Annotated in this window: 24 protein-coding genes and 3 tRNA genes; 25 read left to right on the top strand and 2 right to left on the bottom strand. The window is 69.4% G+C overall.

The features are described from left to right. Positions 1 to 31 precede the first annotated feature (31 nt). From KALB_RS40625 to KALB_RS40595, 7 genes are all read left to right on the top strand, one after another. On the top strand, positions 32 to 793 hold the full coding sequence (locus tag KALB_RS40625; RefSeq protein WP_025361419.1) for a PhzF family phenazine biosynthesis protein: 762 nt from the start codon (positions 32 to 34) through the stop codon (positions 791 to 793). 252 nt (positions 794 to 1045) lie between these two features. Then, positions 1046 to 3655 (top strand): putative bifunctional diguanylate cyclase/phosphodiesterase, encoded by a 2610-nt coding sequence (locus KALB_RS40620; protein WP_025361418.1) that lies wholly within the window; start codon positions 1046 to 1048, stop codon positions 3653 to 3655. 78 nt (positions 3656 to 3733) lie between these two features. Further along, a tRNA-Thr gene (locus KALB_RS40615) sits at positions 3734 to 3806 on the top strand. Between the two features lie 144 nt (positions 3807 to 3950). After that, positions 3951 to 4023 (top strand) — tRNA-Met (locus tag KALB_RS40610). 141 nt (positions 4024 to 4164) lie between these two features. Continuing rightward, entirely contained in the window at positions 4165 to 4329 is a 165-nt protein-coding gene (gene rpmG / locus KALB_RS40605) for a 50S ribosomal protein L33 (protein ID WP_025361417.1), read from the top strand. A gap of 77 nt (positions 4330 to 4406) precedes the next feature. Continuing rightward, positions 4407 to 4862, top strand: coding sequence for a MaoC family dehydratase N-terminal domain-containing protein (locus tag KALB_RS40600; protein ID WP_025361416.1), 456 nt, complete (start codon positions 4407 to 4409; stop codon positions 4860 to 4862). A gap of 49 nt (positions 4863 to 4911) precedes the next feature. Next, positions 4912 to 5337, top strand: a complete 426-nt coding sequence (locus KALB_RS40595) for a MaoC family dehydratase (protein WP_025361415.1) — start codon at positions 4912 to 4914, stop codon at positions 5335 to 5337. Here the strand turns inward: KALB_RS40595 and KALB_RS40590 are convergent. Continuing rightward, positions 5324 to 6553, bottom strand: a complete 1230-nt coding sequence (locus KALB_RS40590; protein ID WP_201771870.1) for a pyridoxal phosphate-dependent aminotransferase — start codon at positions 6551 to 6553, stop codon at positions 5324 to 5326. The genes KALB_RS40595 and KALB_RS40590 overlap by 14 nt on opposite strands. Positions 6554 to 6735: 182 nt before the next feature. Here KALB_RS40590 and KALB_RS40585 point away from each other — a divergent pair. From KALB_RS40585 to rplA, 5 genes are all read left to right on the top strand, one after another. Next, positions 6736 to 6808, top strand: a tRNA-Trp gene (locus KALB_RS40585). A 31-nt stretch (positions 6809 to 6839) separates the two neighbouring features. Then, positions 6840 to 7286 carry a preprotein translocase subunit SecE gene (gene secE / locus KALB_RS40580; protein ID WP_025361413.1) on the top strand — a complete coding sequence of 149 codons (447 nt, stop codon included), beginning with the start codon at positions 6840 to 6842 and terminating at the stop codon, positions 7284 to 7286. Between the two features lie 74 nt (positions 7287 to 7360). Next, on the top strand, positions 7361 to 8188 hold the full coding sequence (gene nusG, locus KALB_RS40575; protein ID WP_025361412.1) for a transcription termination/antitermination protein NusG: 828 nt from the start codon (positions 7361 to 7363) through the stop codon (positions 8186 to 8188). Positions 8189 to 8273: 85 nt separating this feature from the next. Beyond that, positions 8274 to 8708, top strand: a complete 435-nt coding sequence (rplK, locus tag KALB_RS40570) for a 50S ribosomal protein L11 (protein WP_025361411.1) — start codon at positions 8274 to 8276, stop codon at positions 8706 to 8708. Between the two features lie 78 nt (positions 8709 to 8786). Beyond that, on the top strand, positions 8787 to 9503 hold the full coding sequence (rplA, locus tag KALB_RS40565; RefSeq protein ID WP_025361410.1) for a 50S ribosomal protein L1: 717 nt from the start codon (positions 8787 to 8789) through the stop codon (positions 9501 to 9503). Positions 9504 to 9570: 67 nt separating this feature from the next. Here the strand turns inward: rplA and KALB_RS40560 are convergent, their stop codons facing one another. Beyond that, positions 9571 to 10086 carry a hypothetical protein gene (locus tag KALB_RS40560; protein WP_025361409.1) on the bottom strand — a complete coding sequence of 172 codons (516 nt, stop codon included), beginning with the start codon at positions 10084 to 10086 and terminating at the stop codon, positions 9571 to 9573. Positions 10087 to 10373: 287 nt separating this feature from the next. Here KALB_RS40560 and rplJ point away from each other — a divergent pair, with 287 nt between their 5' ends. The 13 genes from rplJ (at position 10374) to KALB_RS40495 (ending at position 22966) form a co-directional block, all read left to right on the top strand. After that, positions 10374 to 10919 (top strand): 50S ribosomal protein L10, encoded by a 546-nt coding sequence (gene rplJ / locus KALB_RS40555; protein WP_025361408.1) that lies wholly within the window; start codon positions 10374 to 10376, stop codon positions 10917 to 10919. Positions 10920 to 10982: 63 nt separating this feature from the next. Continuing rightward, on the top strand, positions 10983 to 11369 hold the full coding sequence (gene rplL / locus KALB_RS40550; protein ID WP_025361407.1) for a 50S ribosomal protein L7/L12: 387 nt from the start codon (positions 10983 to 10985) through the stop codon (positions 11367 to 11369). A 302-nt stretch (positions 11370 to 11671) separates the two neighbouring features. Continuing rightward, entirely contained in the window at positions 11672 to 12889 is a 1218-nt protein-coding gene (locus KALB_RS40545; RefSeq protein ID WP_025361406.1) for an ABC transporter ATP-binding protein, read from the top strand. After that, entirely contained in the window at positions 12886 to 13674 is a 789-nt protein-coding gene (locus KALB_RS40540) for an MlaE family ABC transporter permease (protein ID WP_025361405.1), read from the top strand. The genes KALB_RS40545 and KALB_RS40540 overlap by 4 nt, the downstream gene beginning before the upstream one ends. Positions 13675 to 13679: 5 nt before the next feature. After that, positions 13680 to 14507, top strand: a complete 828-nt coding sequence (locus KALB_RS40535) for an MlaE family ABC transporter permease (RefSeq protein ID WP_025361404.1) — start codon at positions 13680 to 13682, stop codon at positions 14505 to 14507. Continuing rightward, positions 14504 to 15844 carry an MCE family protein gene (locus KALB_RS40530; protein ID WP_025361403.1) on the top strand — a complete coding sequence of 447 codons (1341 nt, stop codon included), beginning with the start codon at positions 14504 to 14506 and terminating at the stop codon, positions 15842 to 15844. Before KALB_RS40535 ends, KALB_RS40530 begins: the two co-directional genes overlap by 4 nt. Further along, positions 15841 to 16875: an MCE family protein gene (locus tag KALB_RS40525; protein ID WP_025361402.1), complete on the top strand. Its 1035-nt coding sequence runs from the start codon at positions 15841 to 15843 to the stop codon at positions 16873 to 16875. Before KALB_RS40530 ends, KALB_RS40525 begins: the two co-directional genes overlap by 4 nt. Beyond that, positions 16872 to 17855: an MCE family protein gene (locus KALB_RS40520; RefSeq protein ID WP_025361401.1), complete on the top strand. Its 984-nt coding sequence runs from the start codon at positions 16872 to 16874 to the stop codon at positions 17853 to 17855. Before KALB_RS40525 ends, KALB_RS40520 begins: the two co-directional genes overlap by 4 nt. Further along, positions 17852 to 19036 (top strand): MCE family protein, encoded by a 1185-nt coding sequence (locus KALB_RS40515; RefSeq protein WP_025361400.1) that lies wholly within the window; start codon positions 17852 to 17854, stop codon positions 19034 to 19036. Before KALB_RS40520 ends, KALB_RS40515 begins: the two co-directional genes overlap by 4 nt. Further along, a complete protein-coding gene (locus KALB_RS40510; RefSeq protein WP_025361399.1) occupies positions 19033 to 20217 on the top strand; it encodes an MCE family protein in 1185 nt (394 codons plus the stop codon). The genes KALB_RS40515 and KALB_RS40510 overlap by 4 nt, the downstream gene beginning before the upstream one ends. After that, the gene (locus KALB_RS40505) at positions 20217 to 21473 is read left to right on the top strand and encodes an MCE family protein (RefSeq protein ID WP_025361398.1); all 1257 of its coding nucleotides are present in this window, start codon (positions 20217 to 20219) and stop codon (positions 21471 to 21473) included. The genes KALB_RS40510 and KALB_RS40505 overlap by 1 nt, the downstream gene beginning before the upstream one ends. A 35-nt stretch (positions 21474 to 21508) precedes the next feature. Then, positions 21509 to 22054 carry an Rv1363c family protein gene (locus tag KALB_RS40500; RefSeq protein WP_025361397.1) on the top strand — a complete coding sequence of 182 codons (546 nt, stop codon included), beginning with the start codon at positions 21509 to 21511 and terminating at the stop codon, positions 22052 to 22054. 33 nt (positions 22055 to 22087) lie between these two features. Next, positions 22088 to 22966 (top strand): hypothetical protein, encoded by an 879-nt coding sequence (locus KALB_RS40495; RefSeq protein ID WP_025361396.1) that lies wholly within the window; start codon positions 22088 to 22090, stop codon positions 22964 to 22966.

Here is a 22966-nt window from a genome sequence, read left to right as displayed (position 1 = left end):
GGGCGCCATGCAACACCACTAGATTCGGGCCGTGGACGTATTCGTTGTGGACGCCTTCACCGACCAGCCGTTCCGGGGCAACCCGGCCGGAGTGGTGCTGATGACCGAGCCCCGCCCCGACGAGTGGATGCAGCAGGTCGCCGCCGAGCTCAAGCACGCCGAGACCGCCTTCGTGGACGTGACGGGCGGCGAGGTGCTGCCGCTGCGCTGGTTCACCCCGCTGGCGGAGGTCGACCTGTGCGGGCACGCCACGCTGGCCGCGGCGCACGTGCTGGGCGGCACCAGGCGGTTCAGCACCCGCAGCGGGGAACTGGTGTGCAACGCGAACCGGGACGGCTGGGTGGAGATGGACTTCCCGGCCGACAACCCGCTACCGGCCGAACTGCCCGCCGAGGTGCTGCCCGGGGTGGCGCCGGTGTCGGTGGCGCGCGGGGTGTCGGACTACCTGGTGGAGGTGGGTACGGCGGCCGAGGTGCGCGCGCTGGCGCCGGACCTGGACGCGGTCGCGGCCCTGCCGGCGCGCGGGCTGATCGTCACCGCGCCGGGGGAGGCCGAGGGCATCGACTTCGTCAGCCGCTGCTTCTACCCGGCGGTCGGTGTCCCGGAGGACCCGGTGACCGGTTCGGCGCACTGCGCCCTGGCCCCGTGGTGGGCCGCCCGCACCGGTCGCAGCACGCTGGTCGGCGAGCAGGCATCGGTACGCGGCGGTGTTGTACGCGTGACGCTGCGTGACGACCGGGTAGGCCTGAGTGGTCGAGCCGTGCAGGTTCTTCGGGGTGTTTTGTCCGTTTAATCGATTCAACAGGGCATCAGCGAGTGCAAATTGCTGATTCTGTCTCCAAGTTGTTCACTGCGAGTGTTGCCTTCGTCAACTGGACGAGCCACACTCGCTCAACCGGGGTAAACTGCGCTCTGAGGGGTCCTGGCGCACCTGGGACCCCTCAGTCGTGCCAGATGCCTCAGCCCGAGACGACGCTGGGACCTGTCAGAACTCGATCCGAACGAGCAACGGCAGACACAGCTGTGTGGCCGACGAGGAGGGTGGATGACCGACCACCGCCGTGCCGTCCAACCCGAGACGCCACGTCCGCCCGTCCGCGCCCAGCTTGATCCACAGCGTACTAGGCGCTACCGGCTCTTCTCACTCGTGGTCCTCGTCTGCGGGTTGAGTTCCGTCGCGGCCGTCGTCTCGGCGAAGCCGATCACGCCCCAACTGGACCTGCTGTTCGCGGGCGCGCTGCTCGCCGTCGGCTTCCTGTTGTCCGAGCAGCTGTCGATCGACTTCGACGTGCGCCAGGTCAGCTGGACCATCACCTTCGCCGAGATCCCACTGGTGCTCGGCCTGGTCACCGTGCCCTTCGAGGTCGTGCTCGCGGCCTACCTGATCGCGGGCCTGGGCATCCAGATCAGCAGGCACAAGTTCCGCCACCTCAGCTACCACGTCGGCATCATGTGCCTCGAGGTCGCGATCCCGTACGGCGCGCTGTACCTGATCCAGAGCACGTTCAGCGGCCTGCCGCTGTGGGCCGCCGCGCTGGCTGCCGTGCTCACCTCCCCGCTGGTCAGCACCGGGCTGGGCCTGGCCGCCATGCACGTGCTCGGCGGTGAGCTGCGGCTGTCCGCCGCCGCCCGGCTCGGCCTGCGCACCCTGGTCGTCGGCCTGATGAACACCACCGTGGGCCTGGTCGCCTACGTGCTGGTGGACGAGGCGCCGTGGGGCTGGGGTCTGGCCGGGCTGCTGTCCGCCGCGATGGTCGCCCTCTACCGCGCCTACTCCGGCCTGCTGCGCGAGCAGCGCGACCTGGAGACCCTCTCCGACGTCAGCCTGAACGTGGCCCGCTCCGGTCAGGACGTGGGCAGCCGGTCCTCGGTGCTCAGCGCGGTCGCGCCCACGGAGGAGCCCGCGGACTGGCAGTTGATCGTCGAGCGCATCCGCGACCAGCTCAACGCCAAGCGTGTGGTGCTGCACCTCAAGTTGGACGCCGATGTGCGCACAGTGGTTGCCGGTGTCGCGCTGCCGACTGACATCACCCCGTCCCCGGACATGCGCGACGACCCGATCCTGCAACTCGCGGGCAACCACGTGCGCTACTTCAAGCTGTCCGACGCCACCGAGGACGTGCAGGAGGCGCTGCGCAAGCGCGCGGTCTACGAGGTGCTGGTCGTGCCGCTGCGCGGGGCCAACCAGTTGCTCGGTGCACTGGAAGTGCACGACCGGGTCAGCCGCTGGCGCGGGTTCGGCAGCGCCGACGTGCGCCTGCTGCGCACCCTGTCCAGCCACCTGGCCACCGCCATGGACAACCGCAGGCTGTTGGGCAGGCTGCGGCACGACGCGTACCACGACTCGCTGACCGGGCTGCTCAACCGCACCGGGTTCCGCGAGGTCGCCTCCGGGCCGGTGCACGAGGACGAGCACGCCGTGGTCATGCGCATCGACCTGGACGTGCTCTCCGGGGTCGCCGACGCGCTCGGCTACGCCTGGGGCGACCGCATGGTGCTGGCCGCGGGCCGCCGGCTGCGCGACGCGCTGGGCGCGGACGTGCCGCTGGCCAGGCTGGAGGGCGGCTCCTTCGCGGCGCTGCTCGTTGGGCGCACCCCCGAACAGGCCCAGGAGGTCGGCGAGAAGCTGCGCGCCGGGCTGTCCATGCCCTACCCGGTGGACAAGCTGACGGTGGAGGCCAGCGCGCTGGTCGGCTACGTGTCCAACACCGTCGAGGCCAGTGACGAGGGCGTGGACGTGGACACCATGTTGCAGCGCGCCGACGTGGCCGTGCAGGCCGCGCGCAGCGGCAGCGACCCGGTCCGCGGCTACGCGCCCAGCATGGGCCAGATCTTCCTGCGCCGCTTCCAGCTGGTGACCCAGTTCCGCTCGGCGCTGGAGACCGGCCAGGTCACCGTGCACTACCAGCCCAAGATCGCGCTGCCGAGCCGCCAGGTGGTCGGCGTGGAGGCGCTGGTCCGCTGGCGGCACCCCGAGTTCGGCCCGCTGGACCCGGACGAGTTCGTGCCCGCCGTGGAGGCCACCGGCCTGGTCGACGCGCTGACCTCCTTCGTCATGGAGCAGGGCCTGCGCCGGGTCCGCCAGTGGCTGGACCGTGGGCTGCGCATGTCCACCGCGGTCAACCTGTCGGTGCGCAACCTCGCCGACGCCAACTTCCCCGACCTGGTCGCCGAGGCGCTGCGCCGCCACGACGTGCCCCCGCAGCTGCTCACCTTCGAGCTGACCGAGTCCGGGGTCATGTCCGACCCCGAGCGGGCCCTGCCGGTGCTGCGCAGGCTGCACGCGATGGGCGTGGTGCTCGCCGTGGACGACTTCGGCACCGGCTACTCCTCGCTGGCCTACCTGCGCCAGCTGCCGGTGGACGAGGTCAAGATCGACAAGTCCTTCGTGCTCGGCATGGGCACCGACCTCGGGGACATGGCCGTGGTCCGCTCCATCGTCGAACTCGGCCACTCCCTCGGGCTGACCGTGGTCGCCGAGGGCGTGGAGGAGGACGCCGCCCGCGAGCAGCTGGTGGCCATGGGCTGCGACGTGGCCCAGGGCTACCTGATCTCCCGGCCGCTGTCCGAGGAGCGCTTCGAGGCCTGGTTGCGGGCCCGCACGATCCGCGCGCGGGGCCTGCGGGATGAGACCGTGCTCACCCTCGTCAGTTAGCCCAGGTCGGGAGGGACCCCCCGATTTCGCGATCCGGGGGGTCGTCTTGTAGAGTTCTAATCGCTCCGCAAGAGCAAGGCCCCAATAGCTCAGTCGGCAGAGCGTCTCCATGGTAAGGAGAAGGTCTACGGTTCGATTCCGTATTGGGGCTCAGCGGTGGGGAGGCCATGTTCGCGGAGAGCGCGGACATGGCCGCTTCGCTGTGTATTCTGGGGCTCGCGCCCCAGACCCCCAGCCAGGAGGGCTTCGCCCCCTGGACCCCCATCACAGGGGGTGGGGAAGTGGTTGTTGGTATGGCGGTGTAGCTCAGTTGGTAGAGCAAGCGACTCATAATCGCTGTGTCGCCGGTTCAAGTCCGGCCATCGCTACGCGACGGGGGACCCGTGTTCGCGGAGAGCGCGAACCAGGTCGCTCCGCCCATCCTGGGGCTCGCGCCCCAGACCCCAGGCCAGGGGGCAAGCCCCCTGGACCCCCAGCACGGGGGAACTAGACGTTAGGAAGGTGACCCCGTGGCGGCGACCGACGTTCGGCCGAAGATCACCCTCGCGTGCGAGGAGTGCAAGCACCGCAACTACATCACCAGGAAGAACCGGCGCAACGACCCGGACCGCCTGGAGATCAAGAAGTTCTGCCCGAACTGCGGCACGCACCGTGCGCACAAGGAAACCCGCTGACCCGGGTTACCGCAGACCACCGAGCAGGCCGTCCCGCGAGCAGCGGGGCGGCCTGCTCGTTTGTGTAGCCTCACCCCGTGCCACTGGACCAGTCCTTCGTCGGGCGCAGCTATGCGCCGACCCCCGCCTACGAGGTGGGCCGGGAGAAGATCCGCGAGTTCGCCGAGGCCGTCGGGGCCACCAGCCCGCTGCACCGCGACCCCGAAGCCGCCCGCGCCGCCGGGTACCCGGACGTCATCGCCCCGCCCACCTTCGCGGTGATCATCTCGATGAGCGCCAACTCGGTGATCGTCGACGACCCGGAGCTCGGCCTGGACTACAGCCGGGTCGTGCACGGGGAACAGACCTTCGTGCACCACCGGCCGATCACCGCGGGCGACCGGCTCCGCGCCGTCGCGCACGTGGACGACATCAAGACCCGGATGGGCAACGACTTCCTCACCGTGCGGGCGGAGATCAGCACCGAGTCCGGCGAGCACGTGACCACCGCGATCGGCCTGCTGGTCGCCAGGGGAGAGGACGAGGGCCAGTGAGCACAGTGACCGCGCGAAGCGCCGCATCGAGCGCCGGCGAGGTGCGGCGATGACGAGGCTGACGGCGGCACAGGTGGCCAAGGGCGACGAGCTGCCCGCGACCCAGGTGCACGTCACCAGGGCCGACCTGGTGCGCTACGCGGGCGCGTCCGGGGACTTCAACCCGATCCACTGGAACCAGCGCTTCGCCGAACAGGTCGGCCTGCCCGGGGTGATCGCGCACGGCATGCTCACCATGGCCCTGGCCAACCGGTTCGTCGCCGACTGGGTGGGCGACCCCGGCGCGATCGTCGAGTGCGGCACCAAGTTCACCCGCCCCGTGCCGGTGCCCGACGACGAGCAGGGCGCGTTGCTGGAGATCAGCGGCAAGGTCACCGACCTCAGCGAGGACGGCACCGCGAAGATCACCGTCACGGTGGCCTTCGAGGGCAAGTCGGTGCTGGGCAGGCCCGTCGCCCTGGTCAAGCTGGGCTGATCTCCGCCAGCAACTCGGCCATCCTGGTCACGCCGGTGACCAGGTCGGCGTCACCGAGGGCGTAGGACAGCCGGAAGTAGCCCGGGGTGCCGAACGCCTCCCCGGGCACCACGGCCACCTCGGCGTGCTCCAGCACCAGCTCGGCCAGCTCGGCGCTGGAACCGGGCCGCCGCCCGCGCAGCTCCCGGCCCAGCAGGGCGCGCACCGAGGGGTAGGCGTAGAACGCGCCCTGCGGGGTCGGGCAGTGCACCCCGGGGATCTTCGCCAGCAGCTCCACGATCGTGCGCCTGCGGCGGTCGAAGGCGGCGCGCATGTCGTGCACGGCGTCCAGCGGGCCGGAGACCGCCGCCAGGGCCGCCCGCTGCGCCACGTTGCACACGTTCGACGTCAGGTGCGACTGGAGGTTCGTCGCCGCCCTGGTCACGTCCAGCGGGGAGATCATCCAGCCGACCCGCCAGCCGGTCATGGCGTAGGTCTTGGCCACCCCGTTGAGCACCACGCAGGTGTCCGCCAGCTCCGGCACCAGCACCGGCAGCGAGGCCGCGCGGGCCCCGTCGTAGACCAGGTGCTCGTAGATCTCGTCGGTGACCACCCAGATGCCGTGCTCCAGCGCCCACCGGCCGATCCGCTCCGCCTGCTCGGCCGGGTACACCGCCCCGGTCGGGTTGGACGGCGAGCAGAACAGCAGCACCTTGGTCCTCGGCGTGCGCGCGGCCTCCAGCTGCTCGACGTCCACCAGGTAGCCGGTGGACTCGTCGGCGGTGACCCGCACCGGGACGCCCCCGGCCAGGGACACGGCCTCGGGGTAGGTGGTCCAGTACGGGGCGGGCAGCAGCACCTCGTCGCCCGGGTCCAGCAGGGTCGCGAACGCCTGGTAGACCGCCTGCTTGCCACCGTTGGTGACCAGCACCTGCTCGGGCCGCACCTGGTAGCCGGAGTCGCGCGCGGCCTTCGCCGCGATCGCCTCGCGCAGCTCGGGCAGACCGGCGGCCGGGGTGTACCTGTGGTTGCGGGGCTCGGCGGCCGCCGCCACCGCCGCCGCGACGATCGGTTCCGGGGTGGGGAAGTCCGGCTCGCCCGCACCGAACCCGATCACCGGGCGGCCCGCCGCGCGCAGCGCCTTCGCCTTGGCGTCCACCGCCAGGGTCGCCGACTCGGCGATGCCGCCGATCCTGGCCGAGACACGTCGGGACGCGGGTGCGTGAGCTGTCGCCATGGTCGACATCCTGGCACGCCCGCGCCGCCCGCCCCAGCGAAAAAACCGGCTCTGACCTGTGCGGTTGCAGTCCACACCCGTTCGTGCCGTAGACTCTCCGAACTGGGACCTCTAGTCACCCGATCCCACGCCACAACGTGGGAGGGTGGAAGTTGTCCTTGAGCGGCTGTGAGAGCAGCCAAAGGGGCGTAGCTCAACTGGCAGAGCAGCGGTCTCCAAAACCGCAGGTTGCAGGTTCAAGTCCTGTCGCCCCTGCTTTGGTGCGTGATGGTGAGCGGAGGATGGCGTGAGCGAGGACCGCGAGCAGGCCGAGGAGCGCGACGGCGCGGCTCGTCCGGTCACCGCCGCGGCGCGGCGCGAGCGTCGCGCCTCCGCCCGTCAGGTCGCGCCGAAGTCGGGCAGCGGCCAGACTGGTGCGGCCAGCGCCGACGCGAAGGCTGCGAAGCCGAAGGCGACCGCCACCACCGAGGACGAGGGTGCGGTCGCGGAGGGCAAGAAGGGCAGGCCGACCCCGGCACGGGACCGCAAGCAGAAGCGGCCCAACGTGTTCAAGCGGCTGCTCCGCTTCCTCCGCGAGGTCGTCTCCGAGCTGCGCAAGGTCATCTGGCCCACGCGCAAGATGCTGGTGACCTACACGATCGTCGTGCTGGTGTTCGTCGCGGTGATGGTGGCTCTGGTCTACGGACTGGACTTCCTGTTCGTCGCGGGCATCTCCTGGCTGTTCGGGAAGTAACCGGCAGGCAGGGGGCGGGTCGCCGGCGCGTGCGACCGGGACACGTGATGCACGAGAGGAAGCGAGACCTAGCTGTGACCTCCGAGAACGGCGTCGCCGCCGAGGAGCTGACCGCGCCGACCGACGAGCAGATCGCGGAGACCGAATCTGCCGAGCTGGTCGACGAGGCGGCCGAGGACACCGTGGCGGAGATCACCGACGAGGACGAGGCCGACGAGGCTCTCGCCGAGGAGGAGCCCGCCGCCGAGGAGCAGGCCGAGCAGGCCGCTCCGGCTGAGGCCGTGGAGCTCGACCCGGCCGAGGAGATGCGCGCCGCTCTGCGTAACGCCCCCGGCGACTGGTACGTCGTGCACTCGTACGCCGGCTACGAGAACAAGGTCAAGACCAACCTCGAGACGCGCATCCAGACCCTGGACATGGAGGACTTCATCTTCCAGGTCGAGGTGCCCACCGAGGAAGTCACCGAGATCAAGAACGGCCAGCGCAAGCAGGTCCAGCGCAAGGTGCTGCCGGGCTACATCCTGGTCCGGATGGAGCTCAACGACGGCTCCTGGGGTGCGGTTCGCAATACCCCCGGCGTGACCGGTTTCGTCGGCGCCACCTCCAAGCCCTCCCCGCTGACCCTGGACGAGGTGCTCAAGTTCCTGCTGCCGCAGGTCGAGCAGGACGCGTCCAAGCAGGCCGAGGGCGGCAAGAAGACCGCGACCGCCGCAGCCAAGCCGACCGTCGAGGTCGACTTCGAGGTCGGCGAGTCGGTCACCGTCATGGACGGTCCGTTCGCCACGCTGCCGGCCACGATCAGCGAGGTCAACGCGGACGGCCAGAAGCTGAAGGTGCTGGTGTCGATCTTCGGCCGGGAGACCCCGGTCGAGCTCTCGTTCACCCAGGTCTCCAAGATCTGACCGGTTCCCGCAAGGGAGCCGCGCAGCCACGCGGGCGGCGGGCAGGGCCTCCGCGCGGAACCACACACAACACAGGACACGCGAAATGCCACCCAAGAAGAAGAAGCTCGCAGCGATCATCAAGCTGCAGATCAAGGCCGGTATGGCCAACCCGGCGCCGCCCGTCGGCCCGGCACTGGGCCAGCACGGCGTCAACATCATGGAGTTCTGCAAGGCCTACAACGCCGCGACCGAGTCGCAGCGTGGCACCGTGGTGCCGGTCGAGATCTCCGTGTTCGAAGACCGCTCGTTCGACTTCAAGCTCAAGACCCCGCCGGCCGCGAAGCTGCTGCTCAAGGCCGCCGGTGTGGAGAAGGGCAGCGGCGAGCCGCACAAGACCAAGGTCGCCAAGGTCACCATGGACCAGGTCCGCGAGATCGCGCAGTCCAAGATGGTCGACCTGAACGCGAACGACATCGACCAGGCCGCCAAGATCATCGCCGGTACCGCCCGCTCCATGGGCATCACCGTCGAAGGCTGACCCAGAACTCTTTTTCCGTGGGAGAGCCAGCGCTGGCTCGGTACCACACCTGATCCAGGAAGTTAGGGACAGATAGTCATGAAGCGCAGCAAGGCCTACCGTCAGGCCGCCGAGCTGGTGGACCGCGAGCGGCTGTACACGCCGCTGGAGGCCGCCGGGCTCGCCAAGGAGACCTCCAAGGTCAAGCTGGACGCCACTGTCGAGGTCGCGATCCGTCTTGGTGTCGACCCCCGCAAGGCCGACCAGATGGTCCGCGGCACCGTCAACCTGCCGCACGGCACCGGCAAGACCGCCCGAGTGATCGTGTTCGCCACCGGTGACAAGGCCGCCGAGGCCGAGGCCGCCGGCGCCGACGCGGTCGGCAGCGACGACCTGATCGAGCGCATCCAGGGTGGCTGGCTCGACTTCGACGCCGCCATCGCCACCCCCGACCAGATGGCCAAGGTCGGTCGCATCGCCCGCATCCTGGGCCCGCGTGGCCTGATGCCGAACCCGAAGACCGGCACCGTGACCCCCGCGGTCACCAAGGCCGTCTCGGACATCAAGGGCGGTAAGATCAACTTCCGCGTGGACAAGCAGGCCAACCTGCACCTGGTGATCGGCAAGGCCTCCTTCGACACCAACAAGCTGGTCGAGAACTACGCCGCGGCGCTGGACGAGGTCCTGCGTGCCAAGCCGTCCGCGGCCAAGGGCCGGTACCTGAAGAAGGTCACCTTCTCCACCACCATGGGCCCCGGCATCCCGGTGGACCCGAACCGTACCCGCAACCTGCTCGGCGACGAGGCCAACGCCTGATCAGGCGGAACCGACTCGCCGAAGGGGCGCATCCCACCCGGGATGCGCCCCTTCGCCGTGTGCGGGCTCAGCCGGTCAGGCAGTCGGGTGGGTTGCTCGGCGCGTGCCCGGTGATGGCCCAGCTCAGGTCCGGCTGTTTGGTCAGCGTGAACACGCCCAGGCGCTGGCCCCCGGCGATGGTCATCTGGCACGAGTCCACAGTGGAGGTTGCGCCGCTCGTGGTGACCGCGGCCTCGGGCACGACCGCGGTGTCGTAGCCAGCGGTGTTGGTGACCTTGGCCGCGGCGTCCTGGCAGTTGGCCCCGTGCAGATCGCTCGCGAAGGGCAACTGCCCGTCGGGCAGAAACATCGCGCAGGCCAGCGACGGGTTGTGGGCCGCGATGTAGTGGTAGACCGCGCGCACCGTCTCCTGCGGGGAACGCGGACGGATCGGGTTCTGCTGGACACCGCCCGCCGAGCCGCCGCTGCCGGTGCCGCCGGGTACGGCGGTCGAGTCGGCGGGCGCGAAGAAGTAGTTGACCCCGCCGAGCACGGCCAGGATCAGCATGCCGGTCGGCACCAGTGCTCGCCGTTGCTTCGCCACGTGCGTCAGGCTATCGGCTCCGCCGTTTTGGTGTTGACCTGCAGTGCTTGCTAGACTCGTGCCAGTTCTACCGAAGACCGCTGGTTTCCGGTCGCCTCCAGCAGGTGTCCGGACGAAGGTCCCGCAACGAGCGGGCGGCCCGCGCAGGAGGACGAGGCAAGTACCGCGTGACCCTGGTGGTCGCGATCGTGACTGTGACGCCCCGTGCCGAATGCGCCGGGGCGTTTTTCGTTGCCCTCCTTCGCTTCCTGGCGGTCTCCCCGCTACCAAGCAGAGAGGAGGCGACCATGGCGAAGCCCGGCAAGGTTACGGCCGTTGCTGAGATCTCGGAGAAGTTCAAGTCCAGCTCGGCTGCGGTTGTCACTGAGTACCGCGGTCTGTCCATGGCGCAGCTCACCACGCTGCGGCGTGCTCTCGGCAAGGGCGCCACGTACACCGTTGCGAAGAACACCCTGGTCAAGCGTGCCGCCGAGGACGCTGGTGTGCAGGGTCTGGAGAGCCTGCTGGTCGGTCCGACCGCCATCACCTTCGTCGAGGGTGAGCCGGTGGACGCGGCCAAGGCGCTGCGCGACTTCGCGAAGGACAACAAGGCCCTTGTCATCAAGGGCGGCTACATGGACGGCCGCGCGCTGTCCGTGGACGAGGTCACCCAGATCGCCGACCTCGACTCGCGCGAGGTCCTGCTGGCCAAGCTGGCCGGTGCGATGAAGGGCAACCTGGCCAAGGCTGCCGGCCTGTTCCAGGCTCCGGCCTCGCAGGTCGCCAGGCTGGCCGCCGCGCTGCAGGAGAAGAAGGCCGCGGACGCCCCGGCCGAGGCTCCGGCCGAGAGCTGAACCACCCCAAGCCATTCCCGCCAGCATGGCGGCCCGTTGTGAAGTACAGGAAGGAACGCCATCATGGCTAAGCTCAGCACCGAAGAGCTGCTCGACGCTTTCAAGGAGATGACCCTCCTGGAGCTGTCCGCGTTCGTGAAGCAGTTCGAGGAGACCTTCGAGGTCACCGCCGCTGCTCCCGTCGCCGTCGCCGCCGTCGGTGGCGCCCCGGCCGCCGCTGAGGCCGCCGAGGAGCAGGACGAGTTCGACGTCGTCCTGGAGTCCGCTGGCGACAAGAAGATCCAGGTCATCAAGGTCGTCCGCGAGGTCGTCTCCGGCCTGGGCCTGAAGGAGGCCAAGGAGCTGGTCGAGTCCGCTCCGAAGCCGGTCCTGGAGAAGGTCGCCAAGGAGGCCGCCGAGGCCGCCAAGGAGAAGCTCGAGGCCGCTGGCGCCAAGATCACCCTCAAGTGATCTCAGGGGCCCAGCGCCCCACGAAGCCCCCTGTCCGCGTTGCGCGGGCAGGGGGCTTTTGCTGTGTGGCCACTCGCCCGTTCGGGTGGCCGGATTTGTCGGGTTCGCGTCCCGTTTGGCTGGATTGACTGAGCTGAGAGGTGGATAACAGCTGAGCAACGCCTCCCGTTTGGACGAAACTGGCCAGTAACCTCTGCCCGGCGTGTTCGTTGCACTTCAGTGACGCCGCCCTTGCGCGGCGTCGCGGCGCTGCGGGTGTGACAATCCGCACCCAGACCGTTCCGGTTCGTCGAGGAGGTGCGATGGGCGTCGAGGTGGTCGTGGAGGGCCTCAGCAAGTCCTTCGGCAAGCAGACCATCTGGCGGGACGTCACGCTCACCCTGCCGCCAGGGGAGATCAGCGTTCTGCTCGGCCCTTCGGGCACGGGCAAGTCGGTGTTCCTCAAGTCGCTGGTCGGTCTGCTCAAGCCGGAGTACGGCAAGATCGTCATCAGCGGGACCGACATCTGCCGGTGCTCCGAACACAAGTTGTACGACGTGCGCAAGCTGTTCGGAGTGCTGTTCCAGGACGGCGCGCTGTTCGGGTCGATGAACCTGTTCGACAACATCGCCTTCCCGCTGCGCGAGCACACCCGCAAGGGCGAGGCGGAGATCCGCCGCATCGTGCTGGAGAAGATGGAGATGGTCGGCCTCATCGGGGCCGAGAAGAAGCTGCCCGGCGAGATCTCCGGCGGTATGCGCAAGCGCGCCGGTCTGGCCCGCGCACTGGTGCTGGACCCGGAGATCATCCTGTTCGACGAGCCGGACTCCGGCCTGGACCCGGTCCGCGTCGCCTACCTGAACCAGCTCATCGTCGACCTCAACGCGCAGATCGACGCCACGTTCCTGATCGTCACTCACGACATCGGCACCGCGCGCACCGTGCCGGACAACATCGGCATGCTGTTCCGCCGCGAACTGGTCATGTTCGGGCCGCGCGAGGTGCTGCTGACCTCCACCGAACCGGTCGTCGAGCAGTTCCTGATGGGACGGCGCGAAGGGCCGATCGGCATGAGCGAGGAGAAGGACGCGGGCCAGGCCGCCGCCGAGCTCGCCGCGCTCAAGGCCAACGGTGGCGGCGGCCCCCTGGGCGGCCCCAAGGGCGGTGGCGGCACCGGCATCGTGCCGCAGATCGAGCCCACCGAGGGCCTGCCGATCCGCAAGGCCGTCGAGCGGCGCAAGGACCGGGTCATGCAGATCCTGCACACCCTGCCGTCCAGCGCCCAGGACGCGATCATCGCCAGCCTGACCCGTGAGGAGCAGGTGCACTACGGGGTGTTCGCCGGTGCCGGGGCGCACGCGGTGCGCGAGCCCGCCGTGAGCACCTCGACCGCGCAGCTGCCCACCCCGTACCCGAGGGCGGCCGAGTTGCCGGAGACCCAGTGGCAGCCCAAGCAGGGCTCCATCGTGGACGAGCCGCCGCAGCAGCCCACCGCGCAGCGCTCCCGCAGGAGCTGGCTGCGCCGCGGAGGTAGCCAGTGACCGTCAAGCCGGCCACCTTCCCCGGGGCGGGAGCCCTGCGGGAGACCGGGAAGCTGTTCGCACTGGGTCTGGACACCACCCGTGCGGTGTTCCGCAGGCCCTTCCAGGTGCGCGAGTTCATCCAGCAGTGCTGGTTCATCGCCAGCGTCACGATCCTGCCGACCGCGCTGGTGTCCATCCCGTTCGGCGCGGTCATCGCACTGCAACTGGGCTCGCTGACCCGGCAGATCGGCGCGCAGTCCTTCACCGGTGCCGCCAGTGTGCTGGCGATCATCCAGCAGGCCAGCCCGATCGTGACCGCTCTGCTCATCGCGGGGGCCGGTGGCTCGGCGATCTGCGCCGACCTGGGCTCGCGCAAGATCCGCGACGAGATCGACGCCATGGAGGTGCTGGGCGTCTCCCCGATCCAGCGCCTCGTGGTGCCGCGCGTGCTGGCCTCGATGTTGATCAGCCTGCTGCTCAACGGCATGGTCAGCGTGGTCGGTGTGCTGGGCGGCTACTTCTTCAACGTCATCCTGCAGGGCGGCACCCCGGGCGCCTACCTGGCCAGCTTCTCCGCGCTGGCCCAGCTGCCCGACCTGTGGATCAGCGAGATCAAGGCGGTCATCTTCGGCTTCCTGGCTGGCATCGTGGCCGCCTACCGCGGGCTGAACCCCGGCAGCGGCCCCAAGGGGGTCGGTGACGCGGTGAACCAGTCCGTGGTGATCACCTTCCTGCTGCTGTTCTTCGTGAACTTCGTGCTCACGACGCTGTACCTGCAACTCGTCCCGGCGAAGGGGATGTGAGTCCGGTGGCATCCCTCAAGCGCGTGGTCGACCGTCCACTTCAGACACTGGACGGCTTCGGCGACCAGCTCTCGTTCTACCTGCGGGCGCTGGCCTGGACCCCGAGGACACTGCGCCGGTACGTGCGGGAGATGCTGCGCCTGCTCGCCGAGGTCAGCTTCGGCAGTGGCGCGCTCGCGGTGATCGGCGGCACCATCGGCGTGATGGTCGGCCTGTCGGTGTTCACCGGCACCGTGGTCGGTCTCCAGGGCTTCGCCGCGCTCAACCAGATCGGCACCTCGGCCTTCGCGGGCTTCGTCTCCGCCTACTTCAACACCCGCGAGATCGCCCCGCTCGTGGCCGGGCTGGCGCTGTCCGCGACGGTCGGCTCCGGTTTCACCGCGCAGCTGGGCGCCATGCGGATCTCCGAGGAGATCGACGCCCTCGAGGTCATGGGCGTGCCCAGCCTGCCCTTCCTGGTCACCACCAGGATCATCGCGGGCTTCATCGCGGTCATCCCGCTGTACGTGATCGGCCTGCTCACCTCGTACGTGGCGGCCAGAACGATCACGGTGCAGTTCTACGGGCAGTCCGCGGGCACCTACGACCACTACTTCAACCTGTTCCTGCCACCGGTGGACGTGCTCTGGTCCTTCGGCAAGGTCCTGGTCTTCAGCGTGGTGATCATCCTCGTGCACTGCTACTACGGCTACCGCGCCAGCGGAGGCCCGGCGGGTGTCGGTGTGGCCGTCGGCCGCGCGGTGCGTACCGCCATCGTCACCACCGCCGTGCTGGACCTGTTGCTGAGCCTGGCGATCTGGGGCACCACGACGACCGTCAGGATCGCGGGATGAGCGCGGGCAAGGTGGTGCGTCGGCGCCTGATGGGCGTGGCCTTCGTGCTGGTGATCGCGCTGGTGTTCTGGCTGACGATCTCCATCTACGCGGGCACCTTCACCCGGACCGTGAAGGTCCTGCTACGCACCGACCACATCGGCAACCAGCTGCTGTTGCAGTCGGATGTGAAGGTGCGCGGCCTGATCGTCGGCGAGGTCGGCAAGATCTCGTCCACAGGGGACGGTGCGCAGCTGGAGTTGGACCTGCAGCCGGACAAGATCGACATGATCCCGGCCAACGTCAGCGCCCAGCTGCTGCCCAAGACCCTGTTCGGCGAGCGTTACGTCAACCTGGTGCTGCCCGAGCAGCCCGGGGACCAGCACCTGGTGGCCGGGGACGTGATCGGCCAGGACCGGTCCAGCTCGGCTCTGGAGCTGGAGCGGGTGCTGTCCGACCTGATGCCGGTGTTGCAGGCCGTGCAGCCGGAGAAGCTGTCCACCACGCTGACCGCGATGTCCCAGGCCCTGTCCGGCCGGGGCACCCAGCTCGGCCAGACCCTGGTGCAGCTCAACTCCTACCTGGGGCAGATCAACCCGCAGCTGCCGAACCTGACCGCCGACCTGCAGAAGCTGGCCACGGTCTCGGACACCTACAGCAAGGCGGCGCCGGACCTGATCAACGCGCTCTCGGACCTGACCGTCACCAGCAAGACGATCGTGGACCAGCGCAACAACCTCCAGGCGCTCTACGCCAGCGTGACCACGGCCAGCCAGGACCTGACGGGTTTCCTCAACGCCAACAAGAACAACCTGATCCAGCTGGTGTCCACCAGCAAGCCCACCCTGGACGTGCTGGCCAAGTACGCGCCGGAGTACCCGTGCCTGCTCCAGGAGCTGGCCGACTTCGTGCCGCGCATCAGCCAGGCCTTCGGCCAGGGCAGCACCGAACCCGGTCTGCACGTGACCATCGAGATCACCGCGAACCGGGGCAAGTACATCCCCAACCAGGACGAGCCGCGCTACGAGGACAAGCGCGGTCCCCGCTGCTACAAGCTGAACCCGAGCCCCGTGCCGTTCCCGCAGTACCCACCGGACGGCCCGATCAAGGACGGCTCCAAGCCGCCGCCCGGCTCGCGCAGCGTCAACGACGGCATCATCCCCGCGGAGACGGCCACGAACGTGATCACCACCAGCCCGCAGTCCGCCTCGGTGGGCATGCCCAACTCGCCCGCGGAGTTGGCCCTGCTCGCCGCACTCGTCGGCCCGCAGCTGGCCGTGGCCCCCGCTGACGTGCCCGGGGCCAGCGGCCTGCTGCTCGGCCCGCTGTACCGGGGTTCGGAGGTGACGCTCAAGTGAGGTCGATCGTCGGACCCCTCACCAAGCTGCTCGCCTTCATGCTGGTGACCGTGCTGGCCACCAGCCTGCTGGCGCTCACCATCGCCAACGTGGACCTGCGCTCGGCCAACGACTACACCGCCCGCTTCACCGACGTCACCTCGCTCAACCCCGGTGACGACGTGCGCATCGCCGGTGTTCGGGTCGGCCAGGTGGACAAGATCAGCGTGGTGGACCGCAGGCTGGCCGAGGTCAGCTTCTCCGTTGACGGCGGCAAGAAGCTGCCCGCCTCGGTGACCGCCACGATCAAGTACCGCAACCTGGTCGGCCAGCGCTACGTGTCCCTGGAGCAGGGCGCCGCCGGTGGGGACGCCAACGCGGTGCTGCCCGTCGGCGGCACCATCCCGCTGGACCGCACCAAGCCCGCGCTGGACCTGACGGTGCTGTTCAACGGCTTCAAGCCGCTGTTCCAGGCGCTGTCCCCGGACGACGTGAACAAGCTGTCGTACGAGATCATCCAGGTGTTGCAGGGCGAGGGCGGCACGATCGACAGCCTGCTCGCGCACACCGCCTCGCTGACCACCACGATCGCCGGCAAGGACCAGGTGATCGGCCAGGTGATCGACAACCTGAACTCGGTGCTGGACACCGTGAACTCCCGGGGCGACCAGCTGTCCACGTTGGTCGTGCAGTTGCAGCAGCTGGTCTCCGGCTTCGCGGCGGACCGCAAGCCGATCGGTGACTCGATCAGCGCGCTGGGCGACCTGGCCACCAGCACCGCGGGCCTGCTCGACCAGGGCCGCCAGCCGCTCAAGGAGGACATCGCCGGGCTCGGCGCGCTGTCCAAGAACCTGGGCGACAGCTCCGAACTGCTCGACCACTTCCTGAAGTTCCTGCCGGGCAAGGTGGAGGCCATCGGCCGCACCGGCAGCTACGGCTCGTTCTTCAACGTGTTCCTGTGCAAGGCCAGCGGCACGATCGCGGTGCCCCCGGTGATCCCGCCGGTGACCCTGCCCGTGCTGCCGGTGACCCAGCAGAGGTGCAAGGCATGAAGCCATTCCGCGAACGCAATCCGATCACCATCGGGGCCGTCGGCCTGACCGTGATCGCGCTGACCCTGCTGGCCACCTTCTTCTCCGACGACCTGCCGATCGTCGGCGGCGGCACCACCTACGCCGCCGACTTCACCGAGGCCGCCGGGCTCAAGCCCAGCGACGAGGTGCGCATCGCCGGGGTGAAGGTGGGCAAGGTCCGCACGGTGGCCCTGGACGGGGACCACGTGAGGATCGAGTTCCGGGTGGACGGCACCTGGGTCGGCGACCAGACCACCGCCGCGATCAAGATCAAGACCTTGCTCGGGCAGAAGTACCTGGCGCTGGACCCGCAGGGCAACACCGCGCTCAACCCCGGCACGGAGATCCCGCGCAACCGCACGCTCTCGCCCTACGACGTCAACGAGGCGTTCAACGGGCTGGCGACCACGGTGGGCCAGGTGGACACCAACCAGCTCGCGCAGAGCTTCACCGTGCTGTCCAACACCTTCAGCAACACCCCGCAGGACGTGAAGTCGGCGCTGACCGGGCTGTCCTCCCTGTCCAAGACGATCTCCACCAGGGACCAGCAGCTGGCCAAGCTGCTGGGCAACACCAGCCAGATCACCAAGACCCTGTCCGACCGGGACGCGCAGTTCCAGACCCTGCTCTCGGACGGCAACCTGCTGCTCGGTGAGATCAACAACCGGAAGAACGCGATCACCGCCCTGCTCAAGGGAACCAAGGCGCTGTCCCAGCAGTTGCAGGGCCTGGTCGCCGACAACGCGAGCCAGCTCAAGCCCGCGCTGCAACAGCTGGACCGGGTCAGCACCGTGTTGCAGGCCAACCAGGACAACCTGGAGCAGGGCCTGGCCAAGCTCGCCCCGTTCTACCGGGTCTTCACCAACACGCTGGGCAGCGGCCGGTGGTTCGACATGTACCTCTGCGGGCTGCTGCCGCCCTCGGTCGGCCCGATCAACCCCGAGGGGTGCTCGCCGTGACAGCAACCCGAGCGCGACTCAGCCTCGCGCGTGCCGTGGCCCTGTCCTGCGTGCTCGCGCTGGTCGTGGCCACCGCCGCCTGGTGGCTGTTCTCCGCGGCCACCAGCACCAAGGTCACCGCCTACTTCTCCGCTGCGGTCGGCGTGTACCCCGGCTCGGACGTGCGGGTGCTCGGCGTGCGGGTGGGCAGCATCGACTCGGTGACCCCGCAGGGCACCACCGTGAAGGTGGAGCTGTCCCTGGACCGCTCGGTCTCGGTGCCCGCCAACGCGCAGGCCGTGGTGGTCGCGCCCAGCGTGGTCAGCGACCGGTACGTGCAGCTGACCCCGGCCTACACCAGCGGTCCGAAGCTGGCCGACAACGCGACGATCCCGCGTGAACGCACCGCCACGCCCGTCGAGCTGGACCAGTTGTACGACAGCCTGAACAAGCTCACCACCACGCTGGGCCCCAACGGCGCGAACAAGAACGGCGCGCTGTCGGACCTGCTGAACACGGCGGCGGCCAACCTCAAGGGCAACGGGCAGAACCTCGGCGACACGATCAAGCAGCTGGGTGAGGCCACGAAGACCCTGTCCGGGTCCAAGGACGACCTGTTCGCCACCGTGGACAACCTGCAGAAGTTCGTGACCACCCTGGCCAACAGCGACCAGCAGGTGCGCAGCTTCAACACCCAGCTCGCCCAGGTGTCGGGCAACCTGGCCGGGCAGCGCGCCGACCTCGGTGACGCGCTGCGCGAGCTGTCCGGTGCACTGGGCCAGGTGCAGTCGTTCATCAAGGACAACCGGGACGTGCTCAAGTCCAATGTGGACAAGCTCACCGGGGTCACCAAGGTGCTGGTGGACCAGCGGGCCGCGCTGGCCGAGATCCTGGACGTGGCGCCGACCGGCATCGGCAACGTGGCCAACGCCTACAACGCGGCCTCGGGCACGCTGGACGCCAGGGCCGACCTGAACGAGCTGAGCCAGCCGCCGATCGTGATGGTCTGCAACCTGGTGCGCCAGGTGACGCCGAAGAACCTGCCGCCGGTGCTCTCCGACGCCTGTGGGCAGCTCGCCCCGGTGCTCACCGGCGTGCTGCCGCTGCCCTCGTTCCAACAGATCCTCACCTCCATGCAGCAGGGCAAGGTGCCGCCACTGCCGGTGCCGCTGCTCGGCCAGATGTTGGGGAGCGCCAAGTGAAGCGCCGCGTGGGAGTCGCCATCGCCTCGGTGCTCGCGCTGACCGCCGTGGGCGGCTGCGGGGTCGGCGAGTTCGGCGGGGTCTACAACCTGCCGCTGCCCGGTGGTGCCGACCTGGGCAGCCACCCGTACCAGGTGCACGTGGAGTTCAAGGACGTGCTCGACCTGGTGCCGCAGGCCGGGGTGAAGGTCAACGACGTGGCGGTCGGCAAGGTCACCGAGATCGGGCTGGCCAAGGACGGCTGGACCGCCGAGGTGACCGTCGCGGTCAACGGGGACGTGAAGCTGCCCGCGAACGCGAGCGCCCAGCTGCGCCAGTCCAGCCTGCTCGGCGAGAAGTACGTGGAGCTGGTCGCGCCGAACAACGGCACCGGCGCGCTGGCCAACGGCGCGACGATCCCGCTGGACCGCACCAACCGCAACCCCGAGGTGGAGGAGGTGTTCGGCGCGCTGTCCCTGCTGCTCAACGGCGGGGGCGTCGGGCAGATCCAGGACATCACCAAGGAGCTGAACAACGCGCTGTCCGGCAACGAGCCGCAGATCCGCTCGCTGCTGACCAACGTCAACTCGCTGGTGAGCAACCTGGACGCGCACCGGGGCGACATCACCCGCGCGCTGGACGGGCTCAACCGGCTCTCCGGCACGCTCAACAGCCAGCGGGACCAGATCGCGGGCGCTATCGACAACCTCGGGCCCGGCCTCGCGGTGCTGACCCAGCAGCGCGACCAGCTGGTGACGATGCTCCAGTCGCTGAGCACGCTGTCCGGGGTCGCGGTGGACACGGTCAACAAGAGCAAGGACGACCTGATCGCCGACCTGAAGGACCTGCAACCCACGCTGACCAAGCTGGCCGCCGCGGGGCAGGCGCTGCCCAAGTCGCTGGAGATCCTGCTGACCTACCCGTTCCCGGACGCCGCGGTCGCGGGGGTGAAGGGCGACTACACCAACCTGTACGCCAACCTGGACCTGAACCTGGGCGACGTGCTGGAGAACCTGGGCCGGTCCCGGCAGAACGCCATCCCGAACCTGCCCGGCCTGTCCGGGCTGACCGGGGGCACGGTCGGCGGGCAGCCGGTGACCCCGTTGCCGCTGCCGAACCTGCCGGTGACCCCGCAGTCGGGCGGGTCGAACACCAACGGGCTGGGCGGACTGCTCAGCGGACTGCTGGGGGGTGGGCACTGATGCTGACCCGCAGGGTGCAGCTGCAGATCGTCGGCTTCGTGCTCATCGCGCTGGTGGGCGTCAGCTACGCGGGCTTCCGCTACGCCGGGGTGGACCGGCTGTTCGGCCCGCGCGGCTACGCGGTGACCGTGCAGCTGGCCGACTCCGGCGGCATCTTCACCGGCGCCGAGGTGGCCTACCGGGGCTGGACGATCGGCCGGGTCGGCCCGCTCACGTTGACCAAGGACGGGGTCAAGGCGGAGCTGGACATCGACTCCAACGACACGCAGATCCCGGTCAGCGCGGAGGCGGTCGTCGCGGACCGGTCCGCGGTCGGTGAGCAGTTCGTGGACCTGAGGCCCAGCAAGGACGGCGGCCCGTACCTGGCGCCGGGCGCGGTGATCCCGCAGGCGAGGACGAAGACCCCGCCCTCGGTGCAGGGCCTGCTCACCAACCTGGACGCGCTGGCCGCCTCGGTGCCCACCGACTCGCTGCGCACCGTGGTGAACGAGCTGGACTCGGCTTTCCAGGGCGCGGGCCCGAACCTCCAGGTGCTGCTGGACACGACGAGCAGTTTCACCAAGTCGGCGCAGCAGTACCTGCCGCAGACGAAGACGCTGCTGGCCGACGGCAGGACGGTGCTACAGGGCCAGGTCGACACCTCGAACGCGATCACCTCGTTCAGCGGCAGCCTGCGCCAGCTGGCCGGGCAGCTGCGCGCCTCCGACGGGGACATCCGCTCGCTGATCGCCAACGCCCCGCAGGCCGCCAACCAGGTGGACGGGGTGCTGCGGGACAACGGGGTGAACCTGGGCAACGTGGTGGCGAACCTGCTCACCACGTCGATGATCATGTTGCCCCGCAAGGACGGGCTGGAACAGGTGCTGGTCACCTACCCCGAGCTGGCCTCCGGTGGCTTCACCGTGGTGCCCGGCGACGGGGTGGCGCACTTCGGGCTCGCGCTGAACATCTTCGACCCGCCGCCGTGCACCAAGGGCTACGAGGGCACCCAGAAGCGCCCCGGTGACGCGACGGGCCCGCAGCCGCTGAACACCTCGGCGTACTGCGCGGAGCCGACCGGCAGCCCGGTCAACGTGCGCGGCTCGCAGAACGCCCCCTACGGTGGCAAGCCTGCGACCCCGGTCGTCAGCGCGGGCCAGTACCCGGCGAACGGGCAGTCCTCCCAGCAGGGCGGCCTCGCCGCACTGGTGCCGGGCCTGGCCGGTGGTGGCCTCGGGCCCGCGGGGCTGCCGCAGCTGCTCGGCCTGCCCGGCTGAGCACACCTGAACCCATTGCGACATTCTGGAGCGGCATGGAAGACCAGCAGACCGAGTCGACGCGGCGATCGCGCAGCCCGCTCGTGGTGGGCCTGGCCGTCGCGGTCGTGGTGGCGTTCGTGTTCGCCGCGGTGACCGGCTGGCAGTGGTTCTCGGCCACCAACGACGACAACCTGACCTTCGCCAGCGCACGGGACGACGTGTTGCGCATCGGCCAGCAGGAGATGGTCAACTTCTACTCGCTGGACTACAAGGACCCGGAGAAGTCCTTCAACCAGATGGTGGACCAGGCGACCGGTGCGCTCGCGGACACGCTCAAGCAGAACAAGGACAGCTGGAAGAAGCAGATCCAGGACGGCAAGGCCAGCCTGACGGTGAAGGTGCTCGACGCCGCGGTCAGCGACCTGGACAACCGCGCGGGGCAGGCGACGGTGGTGGCGATGCTGGAGTTCGTCACCACGCCCAGCCAGGGGCAGCCGGTGAGCTCGCGGGTGCCCATGCAGAGCGCGCTGACCCGCACCGACTCCGGTTGGAAGCTCAGCCAGGCCGCCCGCATCGCGCTGGGCGCCCCCACCCAGTAGCGACCCAGGCCACCCGCCACGGAAGGACCGTCAGTGCCACCTCCCCGCCGTCACCCCGCGCAGCCGGCGACGCGCCGCCCCAGGGTCGCCGGTACCCGCAACCGCTCCGGTGCGCCGGAGCCGGGGGAGCAGCGCGCTGAGTCGCCAGAGGACACCCAGGTCAGCCCGCCGTCCACGGTCCGGTACCCGGGCTTCGAGGTCCCGGCGAGCACCCGGCCGGAGCCCGAGCCGGTCGCCGAGGACGAGGCACCGACCGAGCCCGAGCAGGCGCCCGCGGCGGACTTCCTGGTCGAGCCGTCGAGCCTGGACGTGAGCGAGGCGGAATCCGAGCCGGCGGGGGACGAGCCCGCGGCGGCAGCGGCCGAGCAGCAGGAGGAGCAGGCCGCCGAGCCCGCCGCGAAGGCCATGCCGAACCTGGTGCTGCCGGTGGTGCTGGCAGTGGTCTTCCTGCTGCTGGTGGGCGTGGGCACCTGGTTCCTGGTGCAGACCCGCCAGCTCACCGAGGACGGTCCAGGGGCCAACCACGCGCTGGTGGACACGGGGGCGACCAGTGAGGTGACGGCCCAGGTCAGCCGGGCCATGGAGACGGTGTCCTCGTACAAGTACACCGACCTGGACGCGGCGCAGAAGGCCGGTCAGGCGGTGACCACCGGCAAGTTCCAGGGCGAGTTCAACCAGCTGTTCACCCAGGTCAAGGCGCAGGCGCCGGCGCAGAAGGCGGTGGTGACCGGGCAGGTGGCCAAGTCCGCGGTGCGCATGCTGGCGGGCGACAACGCCATCCTGCTCGTGTTCCTGAACCAGACCACCACCAGGGCGGACAACAACCAGACCACCACGATCGGGTTGGTTTACACGGTGAACGCCCAGCGCCTCGACGGTAAGTGGAAGATCAGTGATCTGACGCCACGCTGA

The organism is Kutzneria viridogrisea DSM 43870 (assembly GCF_000525635.1).
Classification (GTDB): Bacteria; Actinomycetota; Actinomycetes; order Mycobacteriales; family Pseudonocardiaceae; genus Kutzneria; species Kutzneria viridogrisea.
The sequence above is the reverse complement of the archived record's forward strand: the minus strand, read 5'-3'. Positions and strand labels throughout refer to the sequence as shown.

Coding starts and splice junctions, on each gene's coding strand:
- KALB_RS40620 (WP_025361418.1), top strand. CDS start 1,046: ATGACCGACCACCGCCGTGCCGTCCAACCCGAGACGCCACGTCCGCCC.
- KALB_RS40595 (WP_025361415.1), top strand. CDS start 4,912: ATGACGAGGCTGACGGCGGCACAGGTGGCCAAGGGCGACGAGCTGCCC.
- KALB_RS40590 (WP_201771870.1), bottom strand. CDS start 6,553: ATGGCGACAGCTCACGCACCCGCGTCCCGACGTGTCTCGGCCAGGATC.
- rplK (WP_025361411.1), top strand. CDS start 8,274: ATGCCACCCAAGAAGAAGAAGCTCGCAGCGATCATCAAGCTGCAGATC.
- rplA (WP_025361410.1), top strand. CDS start 8,787: ATGAAGCGCAGCAAGGCCTACCGTCAGGCCGCCGAGCTGGTGGACCGC.
- rplJ (WP_025361408.1), top strand. CDS start 10,374: ATGGCGAAGCCCGGCAAGGTTACGGCCGTTGCTGAGATCTCGGAGAAG.
- rplL (WP_025361407.1), top strand. CDS start 10,983: ATGGCTAAGCTCAGCACCGAAGAGCTGCTCGACGCTTTCAAGGAGATG.
- KALB_RS40545 (WP_025361406.1), top strand. CDS start 11,672: ATGGGCGTCGAGGTGGTCGTGGAGGGCCTCAGCAAGTCCTTCGGCAAG.
- KALB_RS40530 (WP_025361403.1), top strand. CDS start 14,504: ATGAGCGCGGGCAAGGTGGTGCGTCGGCGCCTGATGGGCGTGGCCTTC.
- KALB_RS40520 (WP_025361401.1), top strand. CDS start 16,872: ATGAAGCCATTCCGCGAACGCAATCCGATCACCATCGGGGCCGTCGGC.
- KALB_RS40505 (WP_025361398.1), top strand. CDS start 20,217: ATGCTGACCCGCAGGGTGCAGCTGCAGATCGTCGGCTTCGTGCTCATC.
- KALB_RS40500 (WP_025361397.1), top strand. CDS start 21,509: ATGGAAGACCAGCAGACCGAGTCGACGCGGCGATCGCGCAGCCCGCTC.